Origin of the sequence: uncultured Bacteroides sp. (genome assembly GCF_905207245.1) — a bacterium.
In the GTDB taxonomy this organism is placed as follows: domain Bacteria; phylum Bacteroidota; class Bacteroidia; order Bacteroidales; family Bacteroidaceae; genus Bacteroides.
This window is the reverse complement of record NZ_CAJLKP010000002.1, coordinates 17053-43632: the sequence shown is the minus strand read 5'-3', so window position 1 is coordinate 43632 and position 26580 is coordinate 17053. Positions and strand designations below refer to the sequence as shown.

23 protein-coding genes are annotated in these 26580 nt (G+C 43.9%); 13 read left to right on the top strand and 10 right to left on the bottom strand.

Annotated elements, in window-relative coordinates:
• The first annotated feature begins 186 nt into the window (after positions 1–186).
• A complete protein-coding gene (locus QZ135_RS01090) occupies positions 187–1560 on the top strand; it encodes an aminopeptidase P family protein (protein ID WP_294605088.1) in 1374 nt (457 codons plus the stop codon).
• A 100-nt stretch (positions 1561–1660) separates the two neighbouring features.
• Here QZ135_RS01090 and QZ135_RS01085 read toward each other — a convergent pair whose 3' ends face one another.
• Positions 1661–2542: a PepSY-like domain-containing protein gene (locus QZ135_RS01085; RefSeq protein WP_294605086.1), complete on the bottom strand. Its 882-nt coding sequence runs from the start codon at positions 2540–2542 to the stop codon at positions 1661–1663.
• 180 nt (positions 2543–2722) lie between these two features.
• On the opposite strand from QZ135_RS01085, the gene QZ135_RS01080 reads away from it, so the two are divergent.
• On the top strand, positions 2723–3892 hold the full coding sequence (locus tag QZ135_RS01080) for a DUF418 domain-containing protein (RefSeq protein ID WP_294605083.1): 1170 nt from the start codon (positions 2723–2725) through the stop codon (positions 3890–3892).
• A 217-nt stretch (positions 3893–4109) separates the two neighbouring features.
• Here QZ135_RS01080 and QZ135_RS01075 read toward each other — a convergent pair whose 3' ends face one another.
• From QZ135_RS01075 to QZ135_RS01055, 5 genes are all read right to left on the bottom strand, one after another.
• Complete coding sequence (locus tag QZ135_RS01075; RefSeq protein WP_294605080.1) at positions 4110–5645, bottom strand: vitamin K epoxide reductase family protein; 1536 nt, start codon at positions 5643–5645, stop codon at positions 4110–4112.
• Positions 5646–5690: 45 nt separating this feature from the next.
• Complete coding sequence (locus tag QZ135_RS01070; protein ID WP_294605077.1) at positions 5691–6083, bottom strand: DUF3244 domain-containing protein; 393 nt, start codon at positions 6081–6083, stop codon at positions 5691–5693.
• Between the two features lie 121 nt (positions 6084–6204).
• Complete coding sequence (locus tag QZ135_RS01065; protein ID WP_294605074.1) at positions 6205–7905, bottom strand: hypothetical protein; 1701 nt, start codon at positions 7903–7905, stop codon at positions 6205–6207.
• 147 nt (positions 7906–8052) lie between these two features.
• Positions 8053–9558 (bottom strand): sensor histidine kinase, encoded by a 1506-nt coding sequence (locus QZ135_RS01060; protein WP_294605072.1) that lies wholly within the window; start codon positions 9556–9558, stop codon positions 8053–8055.
• A gap of 246 nt (positions 9559–9804) precedes the next feature.
• The gene (locus QZ135_RS01055; RefSeq protein WP_294605069.1) at positions 9805–11478 is read right to left on the bottom strand and encodes a nucleoside kinase; all 1674 of its coding nucleotides are present in this window, start codon (positions 11476–11478) and stop codon (positions 9805–9807) included.
• Positions 11479–11559: 81 nt separating this feature from the next.
• Here QZ135_RS01055 and QZ135_RS01050 point away from each other — a divergent pair, with 81 nt between their 5' ends.
• The gene (locus tag QZ135_RS01050; protein ID WP_294605067.1) at positions 11560–13257 is read left to right on the top strand and encodes a Na/Pi cotransporter family protein; all 1698 of its coding nucleotides are present in this window, start codon (positions 11560–11562) and stop codon (positions 13255–13257) included.
• On the opposite strand, the gene rd is transcribed toward QZ135_RS01050, so the two are convergent.
• Positions 13254–13415: a rubredoxin gene (gene rd / locus QZ135_RS01045; RefSeq protein WP_009132511.1), complete on the bottom strand. Its 162-nt coding sequence runs from the start codon at positions 13413–13415 to the stop codon at positions 13254–13256. The two genes, QZ135_RS01050 and rd, sit on opposite strands and share 4 nt — an antisense overlap.
• Positions 13416–13528: 113 nt before the next feature.
• On the opposite strand from rd, the gene QZ135_RS01040 reads away from it, so the two are divergent.
• The 8 genes from QZ135_RS01040 (at position 13529) to QZ135_RS01005 (ending at position 21770) form a co-directional block, all read left to right on the top strand.
• Positions 13529–14824, top strand: a complete 1296-nt coding sequence (locus QZ135_RS01040) for a HAMP domain-containing sensor histidine kinase (protein WP_294605065.1) — start codon at positions 13529–13531, stop codon at positions 14822–14824.
• Between the two features lie 74 nt (positions 14825–14898).
• Complete coding sequence (locus QZ135_RS01035) at positions 14899–17583, top strand: calcium-translocating P-type ATPase, PMCA-type (RefSeq protein WP_294605062.1); 2685 nt, start codon at positions 14899–14901, stop codon at positions 17581–17583.
• Between the two features lie 2 nt (positions 17584–17585).
• Positions 17586–18203 (top strand): HAD family phosphatase, encoded by a 618-nt coding sequence (locus tag QZ135_RS01030; protein ID WP_294605059.1) that lies wholly within the window; start codon positions 17586–17588, stop codon positions 18201–18203.
• A 12-nt stretch (positions 18204–18215) separates the two neighbouring features.
• Positions 18216–19133 carry a bifunctional riboflavin kinase/FAD synthetase gene (locus tag QZ135_RS01025; protein ID WP_294605316.1) on the top strand — a complete coding sequence of 306 codons (918 nt, stop codon included), beginning with the start codon at positions 18216–18218 and terminating at the stop codon, positions 19131–19133.
• 327 nt (positions 19134–19460) lie between these two features.
• Positions 19461–20240, top strand: a complete 780-nt coding sequence (locus tag QZ135_RS01020) for a type II CAAX endopeptidase family protein (protein WP_294605055.1) — start codon at positions 19461–19463, stop codon at positions 20238–20240.
• Positions 20237–20893, top strand: coding sequence for a DUF2975 domain-containing protein (locus QZ135_RS01015; protein ID WP_294605053.1), 657 nt, complete (start codon positions 20237–20239; stop codon positions 20891–20893). The genes QZ135_RS01020 and QZ135_RS01015 overlap by 4 nt, the downstream gene beginning before the upstream one ends.
• Before the next feature lie 13 nt (positions 20894–20906).
• On the top strand, positions 20907–21536 hold the full coding sequence (locus tag QZ135_RS01010) for a DUF2975 domain-containing protein (protein WP_294605051.1): 630 nt from the start codon (positions 20907–20909) through the stop codon (positions 21534–21536).
• Between the two features lie 27 nt (positions 21537–21563).
• Entirely contained in the window at positions 21564–21770 is a 207-nt protein-coding gene (locus QZ135_RS01005; RefSeq protein ID WP_009132520.1) for a helix-turn-helix transcriptional regulator, read from the top strand.
• Between the two features lie 56 nt (positions 21771–21826).
• Here the strand turns inward: QZ135_RS01005 and QZ135_RS01000 are convergent, their stop codons facing one another.
• The 3 genes from QZ135_RS01000 to QZ135_RS00990 are packed head-to-tail and all read right to left on the bottom strand — an operon-like array spanning position 21827 to position 24236.
• A complete protein-coding gene (locus QZ135_RS01000) occupies positions 21827–22252 on the bottom strand; it encodes a SufE family protein (protein ID WP_294605045.1) in 426 nt (141 codons plus the stop codon).
• 29 nt (positions 22253–22281) lie between these two features.
• The gene (locus QZ135_RS00995) at positions 22282–23277 is read right to left on the bottom strand and encodes a M28 family peptidase (RefSeq protein WP_294605041.1); all 996 of its coding nucleotides are present in this window, start codon (positions 23275–23277) and stop codon (positions 22282–22284) included.
• Positions 23274–24236, bottom strand: coding sequence for an LD-carboxypeptidase (locus QZ135_RS00990; RefSeq protein ID WP_294605038.1), 963 nt, complete (start codon positions 24234–24236; stop codon positions 23274–23276). Before QZ135_RS00990 ends, QZ135_RS00995 begins: the two co-directional genes overlap by 4 nt.
• 219 nt (positions 24237–24455) lie before the next feature.
• Here QZ135_RS00990 and QZ135_RS00985 point away from each other — a divergent pair, with 219 nt between their 5' ends.
• On the top strand, positions 24456–25373 hold the full coding sequence (locus QZ135_RS00985; protein ID WP_294605036.1) for a phosphate acyltransferase: 918 nt from the start codon (positions 24456–24458) through the stop codon (positions 25371–25373).
• Positions 25374–25391: 18 nt separating this feature from the next.
• Positions 25392–26474, top strand: coding sequence for a butyrate kinase (gene buk, locus QZ135_RS00980; protein WP_294605034.1), 1083 nt, complete (start codon positions 25392–25394; stop codon positions 26472–26474).
• Positions 26475–26580: the final 106 nt, after the last annotated feature.

The following is a 26580-nucleotide window of genomic DNA, read 5'->3' as shown; positions in this document are numbered from 1 at the left end:
CGGGAACGCGAAATGTTCTCGGCATAACTTTTTCATGCAAGCATGAAAGTTGTGCGCTCAATTTGCACTATCTTTGCTAAAAGCGAAGATAAGCTGCACCTTGGCATTAAAAATAAGCAAGCTTATTTTGTGCTGCTTTCGGTTTGCACTATCTTTGCGAATATCAACTTAAAAAATAGCAACGTTATGTTTGATAAAGAAACTTATGTGCAGCGCAGAGCCCTGCTGAAAAAAAATATCGGCTCCGGAGTATTGTTGTTCCTGGGAAATGATGAACAGGGATTAAATTACGAGGATAATGCTTTCCGTTATCGTCAGGATTCCACTTTCCTTTACTATTTTGGCTTGTCCTTTGCTGGACTTTCTGCCATCATTGATGTAGACGAGGATAAAGAAATCATCTTCGGAGATGAATTGACTATCGACCATATCGTGTGGATGGGCACGCAACCTACTCTGAAAGAGAAAAGCGAACGCGTAGGCATCAGAGAGACACAGCCTTTGGCCGAGATTGTTAGCTATCTGCACAAGGCTGTACAGAAAGGGCAAACGGTACACTATTTGCTACCTTATCGTTCTGAACATAAGTTGAAACTGATGGATTGGCTGGGTATTCCACCTGTACGTCAAGAAGGCTCAGTGCCGTTTATCCGTGCGGTAGTGGCTCAGCGTAATTATAAATCTGCCGAAGAAATAATAGAGATAGAAAAGGCATGTGACGTTACTGCCGACATGCACATCAAAGCCATGGAAGTGATTCGTCCGGGTATGTACGAATATGAGGTAGTGGCGGAGATGAACCGCGTTGCGGAAATGAATAATTGCGAACTCTCTTTTCCGACGATTGCCACGATTAACGGCCAGACTTTGCATAATCATTATCATGGTAATAAGATTAAACCGGGTGACTTGTTCCTGATTGATGCCGGGGCTGAACTGCCGTCGGGCTATTGCGGTGATATGTCGTCTACCGTTCCTGCCGACAAGACGTTTACTCCAAAACAGCGTGCTGTCTATGAAATCCAGAATGCTATGCATTTGGAATCTGTGAAAGCTCTTCGTCCGGGTATTCCTTATATGGAGGTTTATGACTTGTCTGCCCGCGTCATGGTGGAAGGTCTGAAAGGATTGGGACTGATGAAGGGGAATGCGGATGATGCAGTCCGTGAAGGTGCTCATGCGTTGTTCTATCCTCACGGTCTGGGACATATGATGGGACTGGATGTTCACGATATGGAGAACCTGGGCGAAGTCTGGGTAGGATATGACGGTCAGCCCAAGAGTACGCAGTTCGGACGCAAGTCGCAACGTCTTGCCATTCCTCTGGAACCGGGCTTTGTGCATACTGTTGAGCCGGGTATTTATTTCATCCCCGAACTGATTGATATGTGGAAAGGGGAAAAGAAATTCATGGACTTCATTAATTACGATAAAGTGGAAGAATATCGCGACTTTGGCGGTATCCGTAATGAGGAGGATTATCTTATTACTGAAACCGGTGCCCGCCGCTTAGGCAAGAAGATACCGTTGACGCCGGAAGAGGTGGAGGCTTTGAGATAATAGTTTGAAATAATATTATCTGCATTTATGTACTATCTGTCATCCTTCGACTATGCTCAGGATGACAGATGGTGCTGATTATCATTTAGTTTATTTATAGTTATCCTATAAATTCTCCGTCTTCCGTGATTTTAACTTTCACCTCATTCTTTCCTTGTTCCAGTTCCACCAGATAATAATTTCCGGCAGGAGTTTCAAAATATTCGGTATCGTCCACTACATAACCGTTGTATTGTGAAGCTTTGATGGCTTCTGTCACCTTTGCCGGAAGCGTATATACATCCCATGAAGTTGAAATCCATTCATATATTGTGCTAAGCAATACTTCTTTGCTCTGGTTGTCGTGTATAATATCGATTTCTATCATTCCGTGCTCTGCTTCGATTTCGATGATGCGGGCATTGGGATAATTCTTCTGTATAAATTCTGTGGCAGCAGTCACCATTTCCGACGGTGCATCCGGCAGTAGCGATTCATTATCGCCGTCACCATCATCATTTACGGCTTTGACGAGGATGCCGTCTGCCGAATAATGCAAATCCATATCTACATCCTGAGGAGATTCCACTTCAATGATATAGATAATTTCTTTCACAGCATTACGCTCAATGCGATCCACTTCATTGTCTCTTTTCCAGGAAGCATATTCACTGCTCTCGAAAGAAGTTTTCACGGCTTGCGGAATGACATTGTACGGCATTTCCGTTTCAGTCATGTACCAGGCGCCGTCTGCGGTGTACCAGGCTTCTGTTTTATAACCGTTGTCACTCTTGTTGTTGAACTCCGCTTTGTAGTATTGTCCTTTCGCAACGGTTTTGGTTTCCCAACTCAGATTAGCTGTGTTAGAGAAGCTGCTGTCGAACGCATTGCGTACAGCTTCGGGAACTTTAGAACTTGGGAGGTCATCGTCATCGTCGTTGCTGCAACTTTGCAGGCCTATCATACCCATAGCCAACAGGGCGAAATACATTTTTAGTTTCATTGCTATTTGTTTTTTAGAGTTATTAATGTCATTGTTTTATCAGATTATTACTGATTATATTGCAAAGATGGCGGGCAATTCTGGAAGAAATTGGGAATTTGAACACAAAAGTGGATTATAAATTCTATATTTGCGATTTTAACATTAACAAAGGCTGATTGCTAATGAACTTATAATAATATGGTACAAAAATTAGGAGAACACACGCGTATTGATGTAGCCGACGTGCTGCGCGGACTGGCCGTTATGGGCATCATTGTATTACATTCTATCGAGCATTTCAATTTCTATTCGTTTCCCGATACATCTACCCAGAGCGCTTGGCTCAACTTTTCGGATAAGGCGATATGGGACGGGCTTTTCTTTATGTTTGGAGGGAAGGCTTATGCTGTTTTTGCCTTGCTGTTTGGTTTCAGCTTCTTCATTCAGGACAATAACCAGCGTATGCGCGGCAAGGATTTTCGTTTGCGTTTCTGCTGGCGGTTAGTGCTGTTATTCATTTTTGGTAATATAAACGCTGCATTCTTTACTGCCGAAGTACTGGTGCTCTACTCTTTGGTAGGTTTTATTTTGCCACTTACTTGCCGATTGAAAGATAAATGGTTATTCGTCCTGGCTTGTGTGTTGTTGATGCAGCCATTGCCACTTTATTATGTGATACGTGCTTGCATAGATTCCTCTTTTGTGACTCCTTCCATTCCGACGGGCAGTTACTGGGGAGCTGCTTTTCAGGTACAGAGCCACGGCACATTCCTCGAAACTCTGCGTGTGAACCTGTGGGAAGGTCAGATTGCCAGCCTTGCCTGGGCATGGGATCACGGACGCGTATTCCAGACTGCTGCTCTCTTCTTGTTCGGTCTGCTGATAGGGCGTCGGGGACTTTTCCTGAAAGAAAACCTGAAAGTATGGAATAAGGTGCTTTGTGGTGCCCTTATCGCTTTCTTCCCTCTGTACGGATTGGGCAATATGCTTCCGGACTTTATTACTAATAAATCTATTCTTGCGCCTCTCTCCCTTATCATTACCTCACTTTCCAAGTTCTCATTTATGCTGATACTGGTGTCAGGCGTCATTTTTGCTTTCTACCGGACGAACTTGCACAGATGGTTGATGAAGATTACTCCTTATGGCAAGATGAGTCTCACCAACTATATTACCCAAAGCATCATCGGCTCGCTGATTTTCTATAATTGGGGACTTGCCATGCACTCTCAGTTGGGTATTACTGCCAGTTTCCTGGTGGGTGTGCTTCTTTTCTTCGTCCAGTTTGCTTTCTGTTGCTGGTGGATGAAGCGGCATGCTCATGGACCGTTGGAGTACTTGTGGAAACGGGCGACCTGGTTGAAATAGAAAATATTTCAGAGATATTTCTCCCATAGATAACGGAGCGGACTGAGCAAACGTGCAGTTACGCTCCGTTCGTCTGTCATGACTTCTGCTGTGCCCGAAAGTTTGATAGTTTTGCCAACATTTTGCCACCGCCTTGGCAAGACTTTGCCAATACGGTGGCAAAAGATTGCCAAGGCGGTGGCAAGAAGATGGCAATTCTGAGGATGTTATAGGATACCTACACTAATACATACTTCAGCTCCGTCAACTGATAAACACTTGGCATATAATGCCCGTTGATGATGACTGCCGGCGTATGGCCGATGTTATTCCGTTGGCAATACTCTTGTTGCTGCCTCCAAAGCAGTTTGGCAAGTTCGGTAATGTCATACCTCTCTATTCCCGGTATCTCCTGGGTTTCATACCATTCTTCCAGCAAGTAAGTGGCCCTGTCCCAACCCTCGGAAAGATAAGCGGACAGGATGGTTTGCGCCACATGTACGCCCAAGCGGTCGTTTGTGAGTATGACTAAGGATATGGCTATATCAGATGGAACTTCACGGATATGGTGGTGTACCCTGGCACATGCTTTACAGTTGGGGTTGACAACTATCATCAGTCGTTTTTGGACGTTGCTGACAGAATTGTGCAACGCTATGTCCGGATGAATCATTCCTCTGACTTTGGGCTTTAGTGATAACAGTTTCCCGAAAGTAGCCGGGTTGAGTAAACCAGATAACTGAGCCTTCAATACATGTTTCTCTTTATCAGACGAAACAAGAGCTTTGGCTTGTATCCAGCATATCAGGCAGATAGTAGCTACCGCAATCAGGGAGAAGACAATCCGGATTGAAAACTTCCATTCAAAGTTATTCCTTATGGTATAAAGTGATATGGCGGTCATCCAGACCGTGAAAGTGGTGAGGATGCAGAACAGGCAGATCCTGTGAATAAAGAATACTTGGTATATGATGGAATATACCGTAAATGCAATTGCCACGAAACCCAAAATAGCCGCCAGACAATGGAACTCTTCAGGACAAACGGCTGTGAAGAAAAACATGGTCGTGAAGTACATCCAAGACAATTCTCCAATACCTATTCCTGCTATCTGCGCACCTTTGGAACTGAGCACTTCATTGCAATTCACAGCTTTGCCTATGTGGCAGAACCGATGTAAGAAATGGTTGTCTACCACTTCCTTATATAGGATGGCAGTGGAAATAAGCATGCCGCAGCTCAGTGAGAAAAGATAAAGTGGCAATCCTGCCGGATAGTGCTTGCTCCAGACGGAGGAGAAGACCAAAATCAGGCAGATGATTCCGGCAATCAGGATTTTGTGCTGCCTGCATATGTAATCCATGTTCCTGAGCAGGCAGTGGGACTCACGAACCGTATCCTTCGTAGTTTCACCCAGCAGGACAGCCCCCGTCCATTGATACCTGAAGAGGCTTTTGCTCATTGACATGTGGCTGGCTTCGGGTGTGGTGATGATGAGATGGTCCTTTTCTATCCTTTCGACAAGGCAGAATGTGGAATGGCTTGTTTCCAATTGAGTGATGAACGGGGGGCGCAACTTCTCCAGATAGTTGGGTTGAAGTTGGCAAACTGCGTTCTTTACATGAAGTACATCTAAGGCATCGCTGATACCTTGCATTGTGTTGCCCAACGGATGGTTGAGCAAACGGCATACGGTAGTCTTGCTCACTTTTACGGTCAGCGACCGTAAAAAGTGATGGACTACTTCACTGGTGGCATTATCAACTCCCAGCATAGTCTTGATTTAAAAAGTTAAAGTTTAGGTTGGGTTTTGTTCTGTTTAGAGTGTGAAGTATCCGCTTAACCGGACTTCTCCAGATACAATTTCCAGGCAATATTCTCCCGGTTCTTTGGCGCTTAAGTCTATGGTGACAAGCGTGGGGCTGAAATAAGTTTCGGAATGAACAGTTACCCCTGTAGAGGCATCCGTAATTGAAACACTGACAGCAGGCATTTCTTTATTGAAAGCCACGCTTATCACATCATCACAGATGTAAGCTTTGGCAGGCTGGATGATGATACTCCGCGCTACCGGACCTCCTTCTTTAGGACCTGCCGGATCCAGAGGAATCTCTCTCTCGTCATCGCCGACCATTGAAAAATGCTGGGCTTGCAAAGGAGCATTGCCCAATACTACTGCTAACACAAAAAATACAAATAATAACTTTTTCATAAGATATACTTTTAATTTGTTATGACGGTGGCAAATTTAGAGAGAATTTATCCAATAAAAGTGTATAAAAAGTGTAGAAAAGTAGGGAAAGACTTTATTATCGGCTGATTTTCTCTTGTTTTTATTGGAATTTCTCCAATATATCACGAAGAGTAGTCGATTTTTCAGAACATTCCATTTTCTGTTCCAATATTCTCTTGGTCTTTTTATAGATGGCATCTCTGCTACATTCCATTATATACCTGAAATGACTGGTCGGTATATCTGTCAGATATAGGCAGCAAAGATGTATTTCATCTTGAGATAAAGGGTACTTTGTTGCCAGACGCAAGGTTATATTATCCCAACGTATATCGGTTTCGGCAATTAATTGCCTCCAGTCTTCTTCATCGAAGTGTTCACTCGACTTATCTGTTTTTTTATATGATTGGATGATGCGTTTCATCTTCACATATACTTTCGAATGTTCGTAAGATTCATTAAGTAATGCTTGCCGTTCTGTTTTTAAGACACTCAATTCCTCTTTTAATGTCTGCTTTTCTACTTGGCTATGGTTATACAATTCTATTTCTTTTTGCAGGCGGTTGATTTGCTCATTTTTCTGTAGGAGTAGATTCTCTAATTTTTCATTCAATTCTATTTCTTTTCGCTTGAAGTTGATTACTTCTTTCTTATGCATTTTCCATAATATAAAGAATAGTGAAAGGAAGAATACCACTCCTATAATCATATAATAGCACGATTGATTTAAGTTTGTTTTATATTCTAATTGTTTGCGCTGTATTAATATGTTCTTTTCGGTGGTAACAATTGCACTACTTTGTTGTCTCTGTTGGGCACTGTCCAGATAAGCAGAATACTTTCTTTCCATTTCAAGTGCTATTTCTAATTTGCCTTGTTTTTTGGCTATGTCGGCTAAGCGCATATAGGCACCTGCCTTTGTGTAATCATCTTCACTGCAAAGGCTTTTTTGCAAATAAGTTGAAGCAGAATCATATTGAGCGATTTTATAGTAAGCGTCGCCTAAAACTAAATAAGCTCTATCTATTACATTTAAATTGTTCTGATTGCTAATGTTGAGTTTGGCAAATTCTATAGCTTTTTCGCCCATATTCATGCGTCCGTACAGTAGGCTTAATGAGTAAGCTGTTTTGGCCATCATGTTTCTATGATTAGTTCGGTGGGATATTTCGAAAGCCTGGAGTAATTTCTGCTCTGCTTTGTGATAGTATTCTTTCCCTTTTCTGATATCAATCATGCCTCGTTGTGATAATACATCTGCCCAAAGGTTAGAGTCTTTTTCTTGAATTGCCAGTTTTTCTGTAATTTGATAGATTGAATCAGCTTGTTCATTCAATTTTTGTGAATAATATAAATTCGCTATATTGTTGTATATATATCCGGCTAATTTATAGCTAGAAGTCTCTTTGGCATAAGTTATGGCTGTGAAAAACTTTTTTAAAGCTTCCGGGTAGTCACTTTTATCTCTCCGGATACATCCCCAATAATAGTATGCTTGTGCTTGCATGGATACATCTTTTATAGAGTCGTAGTATTGCACTGCTATGCATATCAGAGAATCTTCTGTTTGGAAGATGTAGTTTTTTTCTTGTGCCTGCGTCACCAACAGCGCATAATATGCCCTGTCTCCTAATGATTTTAATTCTTCCGGCTCAATTTTCTGTAAAAAGCGCAGGGCACTGTCGGGAGATTGCTGCATGAGGGAGTCAGCTTGTACAAGTTTATAATTTGGTCCGGAACGTGTACAGGCCATTAATAAGCAAGATGTAATTAATAATGTGGCTAAGGGGTTGACTCTCATTGCCTTATCTTTTGATGTTGGAGCATGCAAAAGTACCCCTTTCTCACGATAAAAGCAATGTAATGCACGTATGGAAGATTAATTCCTTTTATTTCGGAGATGTATCGCCGAAATAAAAGGAATCTGTAAAAGATGTGGAAGTGGAATTTAGGTATGCAGCTCCAACACGAAGCGGCAACCCTTGGTATAACTGCTATCCAGCGTCAGGCTACCATTCATCTTGGTAGCAATCAGGGAGCAAATAGGCAATCCTAAACCGTCACCTTGTGTAAGGTCTTTCACTTCGGTGAAAGGTTTGAACAGGTTTTCCTGCTCTTCTGCAGGGATGCCGCTTCCTGTGTCGCTGATAATGAATTGGTGGGTATGCGCACCGCGTTTCTTGAAATCCAACCAGATTTTTCCACCTTCCGGAGTGAATTCAGCAGCATTGTTCAGCAGATGGAGCAGGATGCGTTCAAGTTGCTCCGGATTAGTCTTGACACTAAGTTTCGGAGCATTGACTGCAGTGGTTATATCCGGCTTCAAACCAGCTTTTATTTTATCCATTACGCTTTCGCAGAAGGTATTGATGTTGATTTCGCGCATTTCGTAAGCCTCGGAAAGCGTGCTCTCCAGTTCGGAGAGTTCCTGGATATGTTCCGAAAAATCCTTCAATGCGCGTACACCCGGTTGGGTTGCATCCAGAGTATTCAGTGTCGGCTCCATTTGTGCGGAGATATTCTGGATAAACTTGGTTTTGAGTTCATTGTGGTCGTTGGCTATCTGAATGGCTTTCTTCTGTTTCCGGGTGAGGAGGACAAAGCGCAGCAATACGATGCCTGCCACTACCAATGCGGCGGCAAGAATAGCTGCCAATACGCATAGCCCGATGATGATATATTGCTTGGCACTCAGTGAGTCGTCCTTATCCTGAATGGTGGCTTGGCTTTCCTCATATTTCCGTTTTAGTACATTTAGTTCATCCTGAGCGGTGAGGGCCTTTACAGAATCAGTCCAAAGGATGTATTTATCATAAGTACGTGCCACCAGTCCGGCGTTGTTTGCTTTGCGGGCGATGTCGATAAGGGTTTTATAAGACTCGTCTACCTTGGCATAGTTCTTTTGTTCCTTATATTGACCTATCAGGCGGTTGATGTAGGCATCACCTTGTGAGTTCATGCCGAAAGTGTAATAGTAATTGGCTTGGGTATAGAGCAAGTCATTATTCAAAGAATCGTTGCGGGATGCTTTGGCAGTCTCTTCCAACTTAGCCAGTTGCTCTTTGGCACGGGCGGGATTCTTTAGGTTGATGTACATTTGCAGGCGTTCCTTATTGATGCGGAAACGCAGGGCGGGCATGGTCTTACCGCTTTTCTGTTCACCGTCGGTCACCAGTAGTTCGGCGCCGCGCAGCAGTTCGAAGGCTTCCTTATAATAATTTTCCCGATGGTAGAGGGCGCTGGCATTGACACCACACTCTACCGCCTTGTCATATTTTCCCTGAGAGGAAAAGGCGTTATAAGCTTGTAAAAATAAGTAACGTGCCTTGATATATTCCTTTTTGGCAAGATTTTCTTGCGCTTGTTTCATTTGCTCATCGGCACGGTTTTGCGAATAGGCTTGACTACAGATGCAGAAAGCAGCTAAAAAAAGTACGGTAATTATCTTTCTCATATTTGATTCATTTTATTTGCTCACAAAGTTAAGACATTCTTCTGTAGGTTGTACAAGAAAAGCGCCTAAAAATCTTTGCTTATCCCATTTTTATGGTGATAGTGGCGGGCGAATTTATATCCCGGTCCGTGTTATCTCCGTATCTGCTCCGTACCAAGTCCGTGTTATCTCCGTATCTATAGAGTACGGAGCAGCTACGGAGCAAGTACGGACCGGGTACGGCGGATGTACGGCGGATGCACGGGATTAGTATTTGAAACTGCTTCCTCCCAGGAACTCACGCAGGAGTGAGGTTGGCGGGATTTCTTTATCCTGTACCGGGGTAAAGTATTTGATGAATTTCAGTAACCGGTATGCTTCGGCATATTCCGGACAGTTGCGTGGCACACTGGTCAGTATCGGTTCGGCATGGCAGCGCAACACGGCAAATTCAAATAGCAATGCGGAGTTGAACATCACATCGGCGTTTTCCTGATAGGGGAAAATCCATTTGTCTTCTCCGGCGCGCACACTGGGCCAGCGTGAAATGGTGTCGCGTGCCGAATAGCCACGATAGTTGAAGTCACGGATAATGCGGCGCAGCAAACGGTTGTCCGTTGTGGGAATCCAGTTATGGTCGTCCAGGGAAATGGTAGTCAGGGCGGACACATAGATTTTGTATTTGTTCGCGGCAGGTATCTGCGGAGTGAGTTCAGGGTTCAGCGCATGAATGCCTTCCAGAATGAGGATGGTATGCTCGTCAATCTTCAGTTTGTCACCTTTGTATTCCCGTTGTCCGGTACTGAAGTTGAAACTCGGCAAGTCTATCTCTTCGCCTCTCAGCAAGGCTTGCAGGTCTTCTTCAAACTTTTTGAGGTCGAGTGCATAGAGTGATTCGTAATCATAATCACCGTTGGCGTCTTTGGGAGTATCTTCGCGGTTCACGAAGTAATTATCCAGTGCAATGGGGTAGGGGCGCAATCCGTTCGTCATCAATTGTACGGAGAGGCGTTTGCTGAAAGTGGTTTTACCCGAAGAAGAAGGACCGGAAATGAGAACCAGCCTCACCCGGTTACCGTTTTCGCCCCGGTTGTATATGTCGTCGGCAATCTGGGCTATCTTTTTTTCCTGAAGTGCTTCGGCTACGTTGATTAAATCGGTGGCATGCCCTTCTTCGCAAGCGAGATTGAAATCGCCTACGTTGCTTAATCCCATGATATAGTTCCAACGCAGGTGTTCCTTGAAGACATCGAGCATTTTTTCCTGCTTCACAACTTCCTCCAATACATTGGGATTCGCCTTGTTGGGGATGCGTAGCAGCAGGCCATCGTAATATTTCACGATGTCGAACAGCCAGATAAAACCGGTACTGGGCAACAGGTTACCATAATAATAATCGATGGTATCACCCAATGAATAATAATAGGTATAGATGGAGCCGGAAGTTTCCAGCAATTTCACCTTGTCCGTCATTCCCCGCTCATTGAAAATGCGTACAGCTTCTGAGGTGTGGCATTCCGTGCGGCGATATGTGATGTTTTGGTCTATAATTTCCTGCATACGTTTTTTGATGGCAGACACATCTTCCAGCGTGATAGAGCGTCCGATGCGCAGGTTGCAGAAATATCCTTTGGATACAGGATGCTCCACAAACAGTTTTCCATCCGGAAACAATTCGCTGACAGCTTTATATAATACAAAACAGAGGCTGCGCACGTACGTTCGCAAACCAGAGGAATCGCGTATATCGAGAAATTCTACATCTTTATTATTATATACCCTGAAGTTCAATCCTTCGGAGCGGTTATTGACTTTTGCACTGACTACCTGATAGGGAAAATTAAGATTAAAACCGTAATAAATATCCAAAAGTGAACTCCCGATAGGGAATTCTTTAGAAATATTATTATTTTTGCAACAAATTTGTAACATGTGTTTCATGACGTCTCCTTTTTAGGTGATTAATACGTTAAATATAGATATAATAACAGATGTGGCATAAAACCTTCTAATTAATTAAAGATGGAATATTCTTTTTATGATTTTTTAAAGCTGCTTGGTTCACTGGCATTATTCCTGTACGGAATGAAAATAATGAGTGAAGGACTTCAAAAGTTCGCTGGTGACAGGCTCCGGAAAATTCTGACGGCAATGACTACGAACCGGGTGACCGGAGTGCTGACGGGTGTGCTGATTACGGCACTGATTCAATCTTCTTCTGCACCTACCGTTATGGTGGTGAGTTTCGTAAACGCCGGTCTGCTGACCTTATCCCAATCCATCGGGGTTATTATGGGAGCCAATATCGGTACTACCGTTACGGCATGGATTATCTCGGCGTTAGGATTTAAAGTTGATATCGCCGCTTTCGCACTTCCTCTCCTCGCTTTCGGCATTCCTCTCCTCTTCTCTCAAAAAAGTCATCGTAAGTCTATCGGCGAATTTATATTCGGTTTTGCCTTCCTCTTCATGGGACTTTCTTTGCTGCAATCTAATGCGCCGGACTTGAAAGCAAATCCCGAAATGCTGGCTTTTGTGCAGAGCTATACGGATATGGGATACCTCTCTATTCTTTTATTTGTGTTTATTGGTACCATCCTGACTATGGTTGTGCAGGCATCGGCTGCAACGATGGCTATCACGCTGATTATGTGTGCCAACGGGTGGATTAGTTTTGAATTGGGGGCGGCGCTGGTGCTGGGTGAGAATATCGGTACCACCATCACCGCCAATCTTGCCGCACTGACCGGTAACACACAGGCGAGGAGGGCTGCATTGGCTCACCTGGTATTCAATGTTTTCGGTGTTATCTGGGTGCTTTGCCTGTTTTCTCCGTTTACGAGTGCCGTATCCTGGTTTGTAGAAAACGTAATGGGAACAAAAGACCCTGCTGTGGCGGTATCATTCAAATTGTCGGCATTCCACACTTGTTTTAATATTTGCAACGTGCTGATACTTATTTGGTTCGTGAAACTTATAGAACGTACCGTTTGTGCCATTATTCCGCAGAAAGAAGTCGACGAAGAATATCGTCTGCGCTTCATATCCGGCGGTATGCTTTCTACGGCGGAACTTTCCATTTTGCAGGCGCACAAGGAGATACATCTGTTTGCCGAACGTACTCATCGCATGTTCAACATGGTGCAGGATTTGCTTCATACGGAGAAGGATGATGACTATAATAAGTTATTCAGCCGGATTGAGAAGTATGAGAATATCAGTGATAATATGGAGTTGGAGATTGCCAACTATCTGAACCAGGTATCAGAAGGTCGTTTGAGTTCGGAGAGCAAGCTCCAGATACGTGCCATGCTTCGTGAAGTAACGGAGATTGAGAGTATCGGCGATAGTTGTTATAACCTCGCGCGTACTATCAATCGCAAACGCCAGACTAATCAGGACTTTACGGAGAAACAATATGACCATATTCACTTTATGATGAAACTGACGGATGATGCGCTGGCCCAGATGATTGTCGTAGTGGAACGCTCTGAGCATCAGAGTATCGACGTGAATAAGTCGTTTAATCTTGAGAATGAAATAAATAATTACCGCAACCAACTGAAGAATCAGAATATTCTGGATGTCAACAACAAGGAATATGATTATCAGATGGGCGTTTACTATATGGATATCATTGCCGAATGTGAAAAGTTGGGCGATTATGTGGTGAATGTAGTGGAGGCAAGCAGTGATGTAAAAGAAAAGAAAGCGTCTTAGGACGCTTTCTCAAATTCTTCTTTTCCGACTCCGCATAAGGGGCAAACCCAATCATCAGGAAGGTCTTCAAACGATGTTCCCGGCTCTATGCCGTTTTCAGGATCGCCCAATTCAGGGTCATAAACGTATTCGCAAACGGTGCAAATGTACTTGTCCATAAGATTGTTATTTTAGGTTTTCTTTATAAATAACAATAATTCCTCCTGTTTTGTTTCCTGTTCTAATCTGAAAGAGATATATTTGTTCCATCTTTATTGTAAATGAACTCTTTATGACGATACTAATTCTAACCGGTATGCTGGTACTGGTAGGAGTACTGGTGCTTTATGTGCTTGAACTCGGCAGGAGCAGGAGATTATTGCTCAAAGCAGGAAATGCTAAGAAAGCCTTACGCAGTTCAGAAGAACTCTTCCGGTCTATTATGCAAAATGTACATGCATTCATCCTTTTAATAAACCGTGACTTTGTTGTCTCACGGACCAATTATTATGATATAACCAAGGCACACAGGCCCGAAGGACGATTGGCGCGCGTAGGCGATTTGCTGCGTTGCAATAATGCATTGTCTGCCGAAGGCGGCTGTGGTACGCATGAACTTTGTGGCAATTGCCCCATCCGTAATAAGATAGAAGAAACCTTTAAGAATAAAAGCAGTTTTACTGATTTGGAGGCTGTGCTCGATATACGCGACAGAAGAGGTGATGTGGCTGAATGTGAAACCTATGTGTCCGGTGAGTACATGACGATAGATGACAAAGAGGGCATGGTAATCACTGTGCATGACATTACCCGTTTGAAAAGGGCGGAAGGAGAATTGCTAAGGGCTCGTGAGAAAGCGGAAAATGCAGACCGCTCCAAGTCGGCTTTTCTTGCTAATATGAGCCATGAGATACGTACTCCGCTGAACGCCATTGTCGGCTTCTCCGAATTGCTGGCTTCTGCCGGAACGGAAGAAGAGAAGACGCAGTTTCTGGAAATTGTTCACTCCAATAATGATATGTTGCAGCAATTGATTGCTGATATTCTTGACCTTTCCAAAATAGAGGCAGGCACTTTGGAATTTACTTTCTCGGAAGTGGATGTCAATCAATTGATGTCCGATATGGAGCAGTTGTCGCGCATGAGACTGGGAGAGAAGGCTGCCGTTATTCAGGTCTTCAGGGAAACGCCGCCGGAAGAATGTATGTTGTATACCGACAGAAACCGTCTGATGCAGGTGATTGCCAATTTTATGACGAATGCTGTGAAGTTTACGGATGAGGGTAGCATTACATTGGGATATAAACCATGTGCTGATGGACTCTACTTTTATGTAAAAGATACCGGAGGCGGTATTCCGGCGGATAAGGTAGACCATATCTTTGAACGTTTTGTGAGAGTGGAACAGCATAAAAAAGGTACCGGACTGGGGCTTTCTATCTGTGAAATGATAGTTCGCAAACTGGGTGGAAAGATTGGTGTAGAGTCGGAATATGGCAAGGGGTCTACCTTCTGGTTTACTCTGCCGCTCAATGGACAGGCAACCCCAAAACAGGGAACAGAGATAGAGGGTAAGACAAACTTATAAAAAGATTTAATAACATTCGCTTTACCAAATTAATATTGTAATTTTGCACCTCTTAATCAAACCTAATAAATTGCATGACTGCAACAAAAGATGATTTTTATCATGGCGGACTTACTGATGACGAGGTAAGGCAAAGCCGCGAAAAATACGGAGTCAATCTGTTAACGCCTCCCAAGCGCCCCTCCCTGTGGAAACTATATCTTGAAAAGTTTGAAGACCCTGTGGTCAGGGTGTTGCTGGTTGCAGCTATATTCTCTTTGATAATTTCTGTTATAGAGAATGAGTATGCTGAAACCATTGGTATTATTGCCGCTATTTTGCTGGCTACGGGTATCGGATTCTATTTTGAGTACGATGCCAATAAAAAGTTCGACCTGCTGAATGCGGTGAATGAGGAAACTTTGGTGAAAGTAATCCGTAACGGGCGTGTACAGGAAATTCCCCGGAAGGATGTAGTGGTAGGAGATATTATTGTATTAGAGACCGGAGAAGAAATTCCTGCTGACGGCGAATTGCTGGAAGCTATCTCCTTACAAATAAATGAGTCGAATCTGACCGGTGAACCTGTAATAAACAAAACTACGGTAGAGGCGGATTTCGACGAAGAGGCTACATATGCCTCCAACAAAGTGTTGCGCGGCACGACAGTAGTAGACGGACACGGAACCATGCGTGTGCTTTGTGTGGGTGATGATACGGAAATCGGTAAAGTGGCGCGCCAGAGTACAGAACAGAGCACGGAACCTACTCCTCTGAATATACAACTCACCAAACTTGCCAATCTGATTGGTAAAATCGGCTTCTCTGTAGCCGGATTGGCATTTGCCATCTTTTTTATCAAGGACGTACTGTTACACTATGATTTCTCTTCTTTCCAGACTTTCGACGACTGGCTTCCGGCATTGAAGTCCACTCTGCAATATTTCATGATGGCGGTGACGCTGATTGTAGTGGCTGTCCCCGAAGGGTTGCCGATGAGCGTGACGCTGAGCCTTGCCTTGAATATGCGCCGCATGCTTTCTACCAATAACCTGGTGCGTAAGATGCATGCCTGTGAGACGATGGGTGCTATCACCGTGATTTGTACGGATAAGACGGGTACACTAACCCAGAATCTGATGCAGGTTTACGAACCGAGTTTCTATGGTCTGAAAGATGGTGGAGAAGTTGGTGACGATGATATCAGTAAATTAGTAGTAGAAGGTATCAGCACTAATTCTACAGCTTTTCTGGAAGAGATGGCGGAAGGTGAAAAGCCAAAAGGAGTGGGAAATCCTACGGAGGTAGCTTTGCTCTTGTGGTTGAATAGCCGGAACCGCGATTATTTGGAATTGCGTGAGAATGCTTCGGTTGTAGACCAGTTGACTTTCTCTACCGAACGCAAGTTCATGGCTACGTTAGTAAAATCTCCTTTAATAGGCAAGAAGGTACTATATGTGAAAGGTGCTCCCGAAATAGTTCTTGGCAAATGTAAGGATGTCATTCTGGATGGCAGACGGGTGGACGCTGTGGAATATCGTTCTACAGTGGAAAAACAATTGCTGGGTTATCAGAATATGGCTATGCGTACCCTCGGTTTTGCCTTCAAGATAGTGGAAGATACAGATACGAGAGATTGTGTAGAGTTGGTTGCCGACCATGATTTGTCATTCCTTGGCGTAGTTGCCATCAGCGACCCTATTCGCCAGGATGTGCCTGCGGCTGTTGCAAAATGTCAGTCAGCCGGCATCAATATCAAGATTGTGACGGGAGACACACCGGGTACGGCTACTGAAATAGCACGCCAGATAGGTTTGTGGCAACCGGAAGATACGGAACGTAATCGTATTACAGGTGCTGCCTTTGCCGAACTGACGGATGAGGAGGCGCTCGACCGTGTAATGGATTTAAAGATTATGTCTCGTGCACGTCCTACGGATAAGCAACGCCTGGTGCAATTATTGCAGCAGAAAGGGGCAGTTGTAGCGGTGACGGGAGATGGAACGAATGATGCTCCCGCGCTGAATCATGCGCAGGTAGGCCTTTCTATGGGTACGGGAACTTCCGTTGCCAAAGAGGCCAGTGACATAACCCTGTTGGACGACTCCTTCAACAGTATCGGTACTGCGGTGATGTGGGGACGTTCGCTGTATAAGAATATCCAGCGCTTCATCGTCTTCCAACTGACCATTAATTTTGTAGCTTTGCTCATTGTGCTGCTTGGCTCGCTGATTGGTACGGAATTACCGCTTACGGTGACTCAAATGCTTTGGGTAAATCTTATTATGGATACGTTTGCTGCTCTGGCACTGGCATCCATTCCTCCCAGTGAGAGTGTGATGAAAGAGAAACCGCGCAGCAGCAGCGACTTTATTATATCCAAAGCAATGCGTTCATCTATTTTAGGTACGGGAGTAGTTTTCCTGGTTATACTTATGGGTATGTTGTACTGGTTTAACCATGCCGAGGGCGGTATGACTGTGCAACGTCTGACCATATTCTTCACATTCTTCGTAATGCTTCAATTCTGGAACCTTTTCAATGCCCGCGTGTTTGGTACTACAGACTCGGCTTTCAAAGGGATTTCCAAATCGTATGGTATGGAACTGATTGTGCTTGCCATTCTGGTGGGACAATTCCTTATTGTACAGTTTGGTGGTGCTGTATTCCGTACCGAACCGCTTGATTTAATCACATGGGTGATTATTATCGCTTCTTCTTCACTGGTGCTTTGGGTAGGTGAGGCGATGCGTTTCATCCGGCGTTTAACACAGAAATAGAAATGAAAGAAAAAGGAATTAAAAACCTTATTATTGATTTTGGCGGCGTATTGATTGACCTGGACCGCCAGCGTTGTATTGAGAATTTCGCAAAGTTAGGCTTGCCCAATGTGGAGGCCATGCTTGATGTCTGTCATCAGCAAGGTTTTTTCTTGCAACATGAAAAAGGGCTGATTACCAGTGCAGAGTTCCGGAATGCGATTCGTGAACAAATAGGGAAGATAGTGACCGATGCCCGTATAGATGCTGCATGGAATAGTTTTTTGGGAGGTATTCCTACTTATAAGTTGGATTTGCTGCTGAAACTGCGTGAGAAGTATGTAGTTTATTTGTTGAGCAACACCAACGACATTCACTGGAAGTGGTCGTGCAAACACGCTTTCCATTATAAGGCATTTCGGGTGGAAGACTACTTTGAGAGAATCTTCCTTTCTTATGAAATGAAAATGGCAAAGCCTGATGTAGCTATTTTCCAGAGATTGCTGGATGAAACGGGCATAGACCCTAAAGAGACTTTCTTTATAGATGATTCTGCTGAGAACTGCCGTGTTGCAGAAACTTTGGGTATTTCTACCTATACGCCCCAAGCGTGCGAAGATTGGAGTCATTTGTTTAGTTGATTGAAAGTTGAAATGCAGTTGCTTCGTAACATACCGGAAGTGCTCCCCCAGCCTTGTGTTGCCACCATCGGTTTTTTTGATGGAGTACATCTTGGGCATCGCTACCTGATAGAACAGGTGCGCGAAGCAGCTTCTGCATGCGGTTTTGCTTCGGGGGTGGTGACTTTTCCGGTGCATCCGCGCAAAGTTGTGCAGCCGGAGTATCGCCCCGAACTACTGACTACATATGAAGAAAAGGTTTCCTTACTTTCTGAAACCGGCTTGGATTACTGCATGATGCTTGATTTTACTCCCGAAATTGCTATATTGTCGGCACGGGAGTTTATGCTTTTCCTTCGTAATCATTATAACATACGTGCTCTTGTCATAGGCTACGACCATCGTTTCGGACACAACCGTAGCGAAGGGTTTGATGACTATGTGCGCTATGGAGGGGAATTGGGGATAAAAGTTATTCTTGCCCGTGCATATATGAATAAGGAGACTGCAGTAAGTTCCTCTGTCATCCGCCAACTGTTATTGGAAGGTAATGTTTCGGAAGCGGCCGATTGTCTGGGTTATGATTACTTTTTGAATGGCCCGGTGGTAAGCGGTTATCGCGTCGGACGTAAAATAGGTTTTCCCACTGCTAACCTTCGGGTGGACAATCCTGATAAATTGGTTCCTTCCGATGGAGTGTATGCTGTCCGTGTCACTGTTGCAGGGCAGATTTATGGCGGTATGCTCAGTATTGGCTACCGTCCTACAATGGCTAATGGCACCGACCGTAGCATTGAAGTGAATATCTTTAATTTCCATTCGGACATTTACGAACAGCACATTCGCCTTTCTTTTGTCCGCTACCTGCGTCCCGAATTGAAATTCGATTCCATAGACGAACTTATTGCTCAGCTCCATAAGGATGCTGAGAATGCTTCCCGCTATCTTTAATATCCGTAAAGAATAGTCTTTTACCTCTATATTTCTTGCATTATTATCGAAAAACATACTTATTTTATTGTTTTTCGATAAATATTTTCTGTTTTTCTTTGTTATATCAAAAAATACCTCTTTATTTGCATATCGAAAAACGATAAATTATTATTGAATAACAAAACATATAAAGGTTGACGATTATGAAAAAGGCATTTATGAGTATTTCTTTGTTAGTGATTTCCCTCTCCATGTTGATGGCTGTTCTTTGTGGTGTAGGAGCTGCTGCTTGACGATTTGATAGAGAAAATAGTATCTTTGCAGACTTTTTAGAAAAAGACAACGATGAAAACGGCAATAAAACTGGTTCTTATTTACTTGGCGATGCAGATTCTCGGTGGATTGGCTGTGGGGCCATTCGCTATGATTTATGCGCATATAAAATATGGTAGCATAGAAAGGGCGAATGATTTTGTTTTGGCTCCCGCCTTATTGGCAGGATTTGTATTTATGGTGATTTATTTGTGGAGGCAAGGTTATCTGACCGGTGACAAACAATTGTATTCACCTGTATCTGTATCCTATTTATTCTGGAGCGCCATAATGGGCATTTCCATGATTTTTATGATTGATTTCCTGATGTCCCATCTCACGTTCCTCCCGGACTTCTTGAGTGACACTTTTGATGTTTTGCAGTCCGGTTGGCTGGGTATTCTCTGTGTGGGAATACTGGGGCCCATTCTTGAAGAATTATTGTTCAGGGGAGCAGTTACTAAAGTCCTGTTGAAGAAATACAATCCGGTGGTAGCTATTTTAATATCCGGCCTGCTATTTGGTATTTTCCATATGAATCCGGCGCAGATTGTAGGAGCTACATTGATTGGCTTTGTCCTTGCATGGATTTATTATAAGACACACAGTTTGATACCTTGTATCCTGATTCACATCATGAATAACTGTCTTTCTGTTTATCTTAGTTTAAAGTTTCCGGATGTGGACTATACTTCCGATTTAATCGGAGAGCCGGCATACATGATTAGCCTGGTACTTTCTGTACTATTGTTTATGCTTTCCTGGAGAATGATGAACACTTATAAATTATCTAATACAACTACTAAAGTATGAAAAGGAGATTGAATATTCTTTGCGTGATCGTATTACTTGTGCTGGGTTATTCGGTTTTGGAAACCACCTATTATGTAGGTATGGGAATTAAAACCGGTATTGAGAAAGGTTTTGATTCCAAGATTGACGTGAAGGAAAAGGAAGAGATGAGTAATTTGCAAGTCGTACAGTTAGTGCCGAAAGATTTGGGTGGAGATATTCTGATTGATTCCATTTACAATGAGAAATCCGGCGAATATGTACCTGCTGCTTACGGGCAAATGATTGTCAGTGTGAATGCCCAGCCGAGTGTTTTGTCCAGAATTATCTCTTTTCTGGTTCTTATTGCAGACTATGTTGCTATTGTTTGGGCTGTGGTACTCTTTATCCGTCTTATTGTATCGATTAATAAATCCGATATATTCAATTGGAAGAATGTCCGGCGGCTCAGGCGTTTAGGGGTATTGCTTATTATTAGTTTTGCATGCACTTTTTTTACTGCGTTTCTGAGTTTCCATAATGTGGAAAAAGTATTTTCTGTAACAGGCTATTCGTTGAGTATGGCAGATATGGTACATATCACTTCGCTGGTATTGGGACTTTCTGCTTTGATTGTGGCGGAAGTGTTTGCTATCGGATTGAGAATGAAAGAAGAACAGGATTTGACGATTTAAAAACAATACGATTATGAAAAAATTTAGAATATTGGGAATATTAGCGATGCTGGTGATTGTAGGAGATTTTGTAATCTCTTTTACTGCCGGCTGGCAAGAAGAACGCGACAGTTTTTTGGCAGGATGTGAAAGTGCCCGTGCGGAAAATCCAAGCTTATATACCCCCGAAGCTATTCCTGTGGAGGTGAGACCTTTGGAAACAACCAATCTGGACTCATTGCATAATAGTAAAATGAATGAGAATCTTCCCTACAAAATAGATAAAGTAAGTGTGGCTATTGTTCCGTCTACCTGGAGTAGCATTGTGTTTTGCTTTGGTGCGTTTGCTGCTTTGGCTATTCTTGCCGGAATTTATTGCCTGATACGGGTTTTAATTTCCATATCGAAGCGGAATGTGTTTACTCATGACAATGTGGTGAGAATGCGTGTATTCACCTATTCTTTATTAGCCTTTAGCATCTTGAATGCGTTGATGGAATGGCTGAATTATGTTGAAGTGGTGAAACAAGTGAGTCTGCCAGGGTATGAAATAAAAGGTTTCAGTATGTCGGAAGATTGGATATCATTGGTGGTCATTGTTCTCTTTACCGAGATATTTGCCGTGGGCGTGAAGATGAAAGAAGAGCAAGACCTGACTATTTAATCCTAACCTTGATAAAAAATGATTTATATGATTATAGTAAACCTTGATATAATGATGGCTCGGCGAAAGATATCTTTGGGAGAACTGGCCGAAAAGGTGGACATTACACCTGCTAATTTATCTATTCTGAAAACGGGAAAGGCAAAAGCCATCCGTTTCTCTACATTGGAAGCTATTTGTAAAATTCTGGATTGCCAACCGGGAGATATTCTGGAATACGTAGATAGTGATTAGTGGTTAGTGATTAGCAGGCTGCGCTTTGTCAGCAGTTAATCACTAACCACTAACAGTTAATCACTTTTTCTAGCCTTGAAAGCAAGCGCATACATCCGCATCTGTTTCACCATAGACAACAAACCGTTGCTGCGAGTAGGCGAAAGATGTTCTTTCAGTCCTATCTTATCAATGAAATAAAGGTCGGCATTCAGAATCTCGTCCGGCGTATGACCGGAGAGTACTTTTATCAGCAATGAGATAATACCTTTCACAATCAAAGCATCGCTTTCTGCTTTGAAGATTACCTTTCCAGCTTCTTCGTCAACTTGCAACCACACACGGCTTTGGCAGCCTTCAATAAGATTCTGTTCCGTTTTATATTTCTCATCGAGCGGTTCCTGCTCGTTTCCTAAGTCTATGAGGAGTTGATAGCGGTCCATCCAGTCGTCAAAGTCGCTGAATTCGGCTATTACTTCGTCTTGCAATTCGTTGATACTCATGTTGCAGATTTATGATTTATAATTTAGATTTATTTCTCACTATAGATTACTTGCATTACAGTTTGCCCCACTGCCTGCAGGGTAGCTTTATCGATAGCATCCATATCATCTTTCACGGTATGCCAATGCTCAAAGAAATCACCTTCGGGATTATAAGGAATGATATCGATAGTCGGGACTTTGGCATATTCGTTGATGAACGTGTGGTCATCGGTAACTGTGCCGCCTCCTTTCTGTACAAAGTAGCGCCCGAAACCTAAAGCATTGGCTGTTTTCCAAACCTTTTCATTCACATTGGGAGCCACTTCATGCGACAAGCCTTCATAACGGAATTCTGCACCTTTGCCGCCCACCATGTCCAGCAATATGCCAAAGCGTGCGTTATATCCCTGTACATGCGGATTGCGTGCCCAATATTGCGAACCAAGCGCCCAATATTCCTCTTTATGCGGACCATTGTAAGCACGGTGTGCTCCATAATCCTCAGCATCTACGAAAATAATATCAATACCCAGTTCGGGCAACTGCTTTTGCAAGTGGCGTGCTATTTCCAGCAATACACCTACACCACTGGCACCGTCATTAGCACCTAAGATTGGAGTATTATGATTTTTAGGATTCGGATCGGCATCTGCCCACGGACGACTGTCCCAATGGGAAAATAGAGCGATACGCTTCTTCGTGTCCGGCTTGTAAGAACCGATGATGTTGCGTGCTTTCAGCAACGTACCGGTGTAGGCAGGTAAATCCACATATTGGCTGGTAACTTTAGCACCGAACTCCGTTAACTTGTCTGCCAGGTAATTTCCACAATCTACGTGTGCTTTTGTATTGGGAACACGGGGACCGAAGTCCACCTGTGCTTTCACATACTGATAAGCACTGTCCGCATTGAACTGAGGAACATTGACAACTTCTTTTGTAGTTGCTTCAGTGTCGTCGCTTGCCTTCTTGGCGTTGTTGCTGCATGCTATGAATGCAAGCAGTGCCAGGCATAAAGGGATGAGAGTATAATTCTGTTTCATTCTTTATCTAAATTAAAACTTAGTTTCACTTCTTTTTTTCCGGTTTCCAGGGTTACTGCTGCTCCGTTTATCATGGGCAGGTTCATCGTGACATGCCCCACCGGGAAGTTAAAGCAGACAGGATAGTCGTATTCTTTCACCAGGTCGGCAATAGCTCCGTATAAATCCTTACCTAAAGATTTGGTTTCTTCATATTCTGTGAACTGTCCGATGATAAGGCCGGAGAGCTTTTCTAATACACCGCCCAGTTTCAGATTATAAATCATACGTTCCACCGCGTGCGGACGTTCGCCTACATCTTCTATAAAAAGGATGGTTCCTTCAGCAGGAATATCATACGGTGTGCCTCTCAGCCCATAAAACACGGACAGGTTGCCGCCCCGCAGAATGCCGTTGCCAACTCCCTTGTGGTTTAGCTTATGTCCCGGACAGATGTAACTGAAACCGTTCTCTGAAGTCAGTACTGCTTCCGCCGTCTCAGAATTGAAATGTCCGAACAGGATATCCTTAAGTGCCGATGTACAGAAGTCATCTTCCGTTTCCACCGTCAAATGGCGGGCCATCGGGGCATGAAGAGATGCGAAACCATTCTGTTGAAGCACGTTGTGCAACGCAGTGATGTCACTGAAACCAATCAACCACTTGGGATGTTCACGAAAACGCGTAAAATCCAGCTTTCCCAACAAGTGTACTGCTCCATATCCGCCACGGCTACACAAAATCACTTTCGCTTTTTCATCGTCCAAAGCATCCTGCAAGTCTTCCACGCGTTGCCTGATGCTGCCTGCGTAAGTCCCGTTTGAACTTCCGGCATGTTTCGCCATCACAGCATCCAGTCCCCAGGACTTTAAACGCTTTTTGGCTCCTTTCAAGAAAGACTTGTCTATTTTACTGGAAGGAGAAAGGATGATGACGCGATCACCTTTTTGTACGTATGGCGGAAAAATAAGGCTGCTCATAATTCTACATGTTGTGTATGGGGACAAAAGTACACAAAATAACTCAATTCTGACGTCAGATTGAGCAAAACGCACACAAGAGATGTTAAATAAGAGAGAGCCGGTAAGTCGGAAAAAGTGGTCGGTAATGTCAAATTGATATATGTCGTCTGAAATTTCCGGGTGTATCATGCTGCATTTCTCGACATTTTTTCTGATATTTGCTAAAAATCTAACGTTATGGAACCTATTCGAAGCTTTGATGAACTGACCTCGCACTTGAAATCCTTGAACAAGAGGAAACGTATTGCAGTAGTATGTGCCAATGACCCCAATACGGAATACGCCATTGCCCGCGCTTTGGAAGAGGGGATTGCCGAATTTCTGATGATTGGTGACTCCGCCATTCTGGAAAAATATCCCACATTGAAGAAATATCCCCAATATATCAAGACTGTGCATATCGAAGATTCTGATGAGGCGGCGCGCGAAGCCGTCCGCATTGTCCGTGAGGGTGGGGCAGATATTCTGATGAAAGGAATTATCAATACCGATAATCTCTTGCGTGCTATTCTCGACAAGGAAAAAGGTTTGTTGCCCAAAGGCAAAATCCTCACCCACCTGGCTGTGATGCAGATTCCTACGTATGATAAGCTGTTGTTTTTCTCGGATGCCGCCGTTATTCCACGTCCCACTTTGCAACAGCGCATAGAAATGATCTGGTATGCCATACATACCTGCCGCCATTTTGGTATTGAACAACCCCGCATTTCGCTTATCCATTGCACGGAGAAGGTGAGTGCCAAGTTTCCTCATTCGCTGGATTATGTCAATATTGTGGAACTGGCGGAAGCCGGAGAATTCGGAGATGTGATAATTGACGGTCCGCTGGATGTGAAGACTTCCTGCGAGAAAACAAGTGGTGACATTAAAGGCATTGCATCTCCCATCAATGGAGAAGCGGACGTGCTGATATTCCCTAATATAGAATCGGGAAACGCCTTTTATAAGGCTGTATCCCTGTTTGCTCATGCCGATATGGCGGGCTTGTTGCAAGGTCCTGTTTGTCCGGTGGTGCTACCTTCGCGCAGCGATTCCGGCCTGTCTAAGTACTACAGTATTGCTATGGCATGCCTGACATGTAAAGAACAACTTTAATTTTAAAATCCTTCAACTATGAAAATCCTCGCTATCAATCCCGGTTCTACTTCAACGAAGATTGCGGTATATGAAGACTCAACTCCGCTTCTGGTGCGTAACATCCGTCATTCGGTAGAGGAGCTTTCGCACTTTCCGCGTGTCATCGATCAGTTTGAGTTTCGCAAGAATCTGGTGATAGAAGCCTTGAGGGAGAATGGTATTCCCTTTGAATTTGATGCCATCGTGGGGCGTGGAGGATTGTTGAAGCCCATTCCGGGTGGAGTATATGAAGTGAATGATGCTATGCTGGACGACATAGCCCATGCCATGCGCAGTCATGCCTGTAACTTGGGGTGTCTCATTGCTGCCGAACTGGCGGCATTGCTTCCCGGTTGCCGTGCCTTCATTGCCGATCCCGGTGTAGTGGATGAATTGGATGAGATAGCCCGCATCACAGGTTCGCCCCTGATGCCGCGCATCACCATCTGGCATGCGCTGAATCAGCGAGCCATTGCCCGCCGCTATGCTGCCGAACTTACAACCACTTCTCCCAACCATCCGGTTCACTACGAAGACCTGAATCTTATAATCTGCCATTTGGGTGGCGGCATATCCGTCGGCACTCATAATCACGGTCGCTGCATCGATGTGAACAATGCCCTTGACGGAGAAGGCCCCTTCTCTCCCGAGCGGGCGGGGACGTTGCCTGCCGGCCCGTTGATTGACCTTTGTTACTCCCATCGTTTCAGGAAAGATGAATTGAAGAAGCGTATTTCCGGTCATGCCGGTCTGGCGGCACATCTGGGCACTACTGATATACCTGCTATTATCAAGTCCATAGAAGGCGGAGATACGAAAGCAGAACTGGTGCTGAATGCTATGATTTATCAGGTTGCCAAAAGTGTGGGTGCCGCTGCCGTTGTGCTTTACGGCAAAGTCGATGCAATTCTGCTGACGGGAGGGATTGCTCATTCCGATTATGTTATTTCCCGTTTGAAGGAACGGGTTTCTTTCCTTGCTCCGGTGCATGTCTATCCCGGGGAAGATGAACTGGAGGCACTTGCTGTGAATGTTTTGGGAGCATTGCGCGGGGAGTTGCCGATACAGGTTTATAAGTGATAATTAAAGATACGAACCCAACGATTTCATTCCATGAAGATTCTGTTTACCCCAAATGGTAACTCCATTTACACGCCGAGGTAAAGGCCGTTACATACCGAGGTAA

Bases quoted from the DNA above. Each gene is read 5' to 3' on its own strand.
- QZ135_RS01080 (WP_294605083.1), top strand. From the start codon at position 2,723: ATGGTACAAAAATTAGGAGAACACACGCGTATTGATGTAGCCGACGTG.
- QZ135_RS01055 (WP_294605069.1), bottom strand. From the start codon at position 11,478: ATGAAACACATGTTACAAATTTGTTGCAAAAATAATAATATTTCTAAA.
- QZ135_RS01065 (WP_294605074.1), bottom strand. From the start codon at position 7,905: ATGAGAGTCAACCCCTTAGCCACATTATTAATTACATCTTGCTTATTA.
- QZ135_RS01015 (WP_294605053.1), top strand. From the start codon at position 20,237: ATGAAAAGGAGATTGAATATTCTTTGCGTGATCGTATTACTTGTGCTG.
- QZ135_RS01060 (WP_294605072.1), bottom strand. From the start codon at position 9,558: ATGAGAAAGATAATTACCGTACTTTTTTTAGCTGCTTTCTGCATCTGT.
- QZ135_RS00985 (WP_294605036.1), top strand. From the start codon at position 24,456: ATGGAACCTATTCGAAGCTTTGATGAACTGACCTCGCACTTGAAATCC.
- rd (WP_009132511.1), bottom strand. From the start codon at position 13,415: ATGGACAAGTACATTTGCACCGTTTGCGAATACGTTTATGACCCTGAA.
- QZ135_RS01050 (WP_294605067.1), top strand. From the start codon at position 11,560: ATGGAATATTCTTTTTATGATTTTTTAAAGCTGCTTGGTTCACTGGCA.
- QZ135_RS01075 (WP_294605080.1), bottom strand. From the start codon at position 5,645: ATGCTGGGAGTTGATAATGCCACCAGTGAAGTAGTCCATCACTTTTTA.
- QZ135_RS01085 (WP_294605086.1), bottom strand. From the start codon at position 2,542: ATGAAACTAAAAATGTATTTCGCCCTGTTGGCTATGGGTATGATAGGC.
- QZ135_RS01040 (WP_294605065.1), top strand. From the start codon at position 13,529: ATGACGATACTAATTCTAACCGGTATGCTGGTACTGGTAGGAGTACTG.
- QZ135_RS01010 (WP_294605051.1), top strand. From the start codon at position 20,907: ATGAAAAAATTTAGAATATTGGGAATATTAGCGATGCTGGTGATTGTA.
- QZ135_RS01030 (WP_294605059.1), top strand. From the start codon at position 17,586: ATGAAAGAAAAAGGAATTAAAAACCTTATTATTGATTTTGGCGGCGTA.
- QZ135_RS01020 (WP_294605055.1), top strand. From the start codon at position 19,461: ATGAAAACGGCAATAAAACTGGTTCTTATTTACTTGGCGATGCAGATT.
- QZ135_RS01000 (WP_294605045.1), bottom strand. From the start codon at position 22,252: ATGAGTATCAACGAATTGCAAGACGAAGTAATAGCCGAATTCAGCGAC.
- buk (WP_294605034.1), top strand. From the start codon at position 25,392: ATGAAAATCCTCGCTATCAATCCCGGTTCTACTTCAACGAAGATTGCG.
- QZ135_RS01090 (WP_294605088.1), top strand. From the start codon at position 187: ATGTTTGATAAAGAAACTTATGTGCAGCGCAGAGCCCTGCTGAAAAAA.
- QZ135_RS01005 (WP_009132520.1), top strand. From the start codon at position 21,564: ATGATTATAGTAAACCTTGATATAATGATGGCTCGGCGAAAGATATCT.
- QZ135_RS01035 (WP_294605062.1), top strand. From the start codon at position 14,899: ATGACTGCAACAAAAGATGATTTTTATCATGGCGGACTTACTGATGAC.
- QZ135_RS01025 (WP_294605316.1), top strand. From the start codon at position 18,216: ATGCAGTTGCTTCGTAACATACCGGAAGTGCTCCCCCAGCCTTGTGTT.
- QZ135_RS00995 (WP_294605041.1), bottom strand. From the start codon at position 23,277: ATGAAACAGAATTATACTCTCATCCCTTTATGCCTGGCACTGCTTGCA.
- QZ135_RS00990 (WP_294605038.1), bottom strand. From the start codon at position 24,236: ATGAGCAGCCTTATTTTTCCGCCATACGTACAAAAAGGTGATCGCGTC.
- QZ135_RS01070 (WP_294605077.1), bottom strand. From the start codon at position 6,083: ATGAAAAAGTTATTATTTGTATTTTTTGTGTTAGCAGTAGTATTGGGC.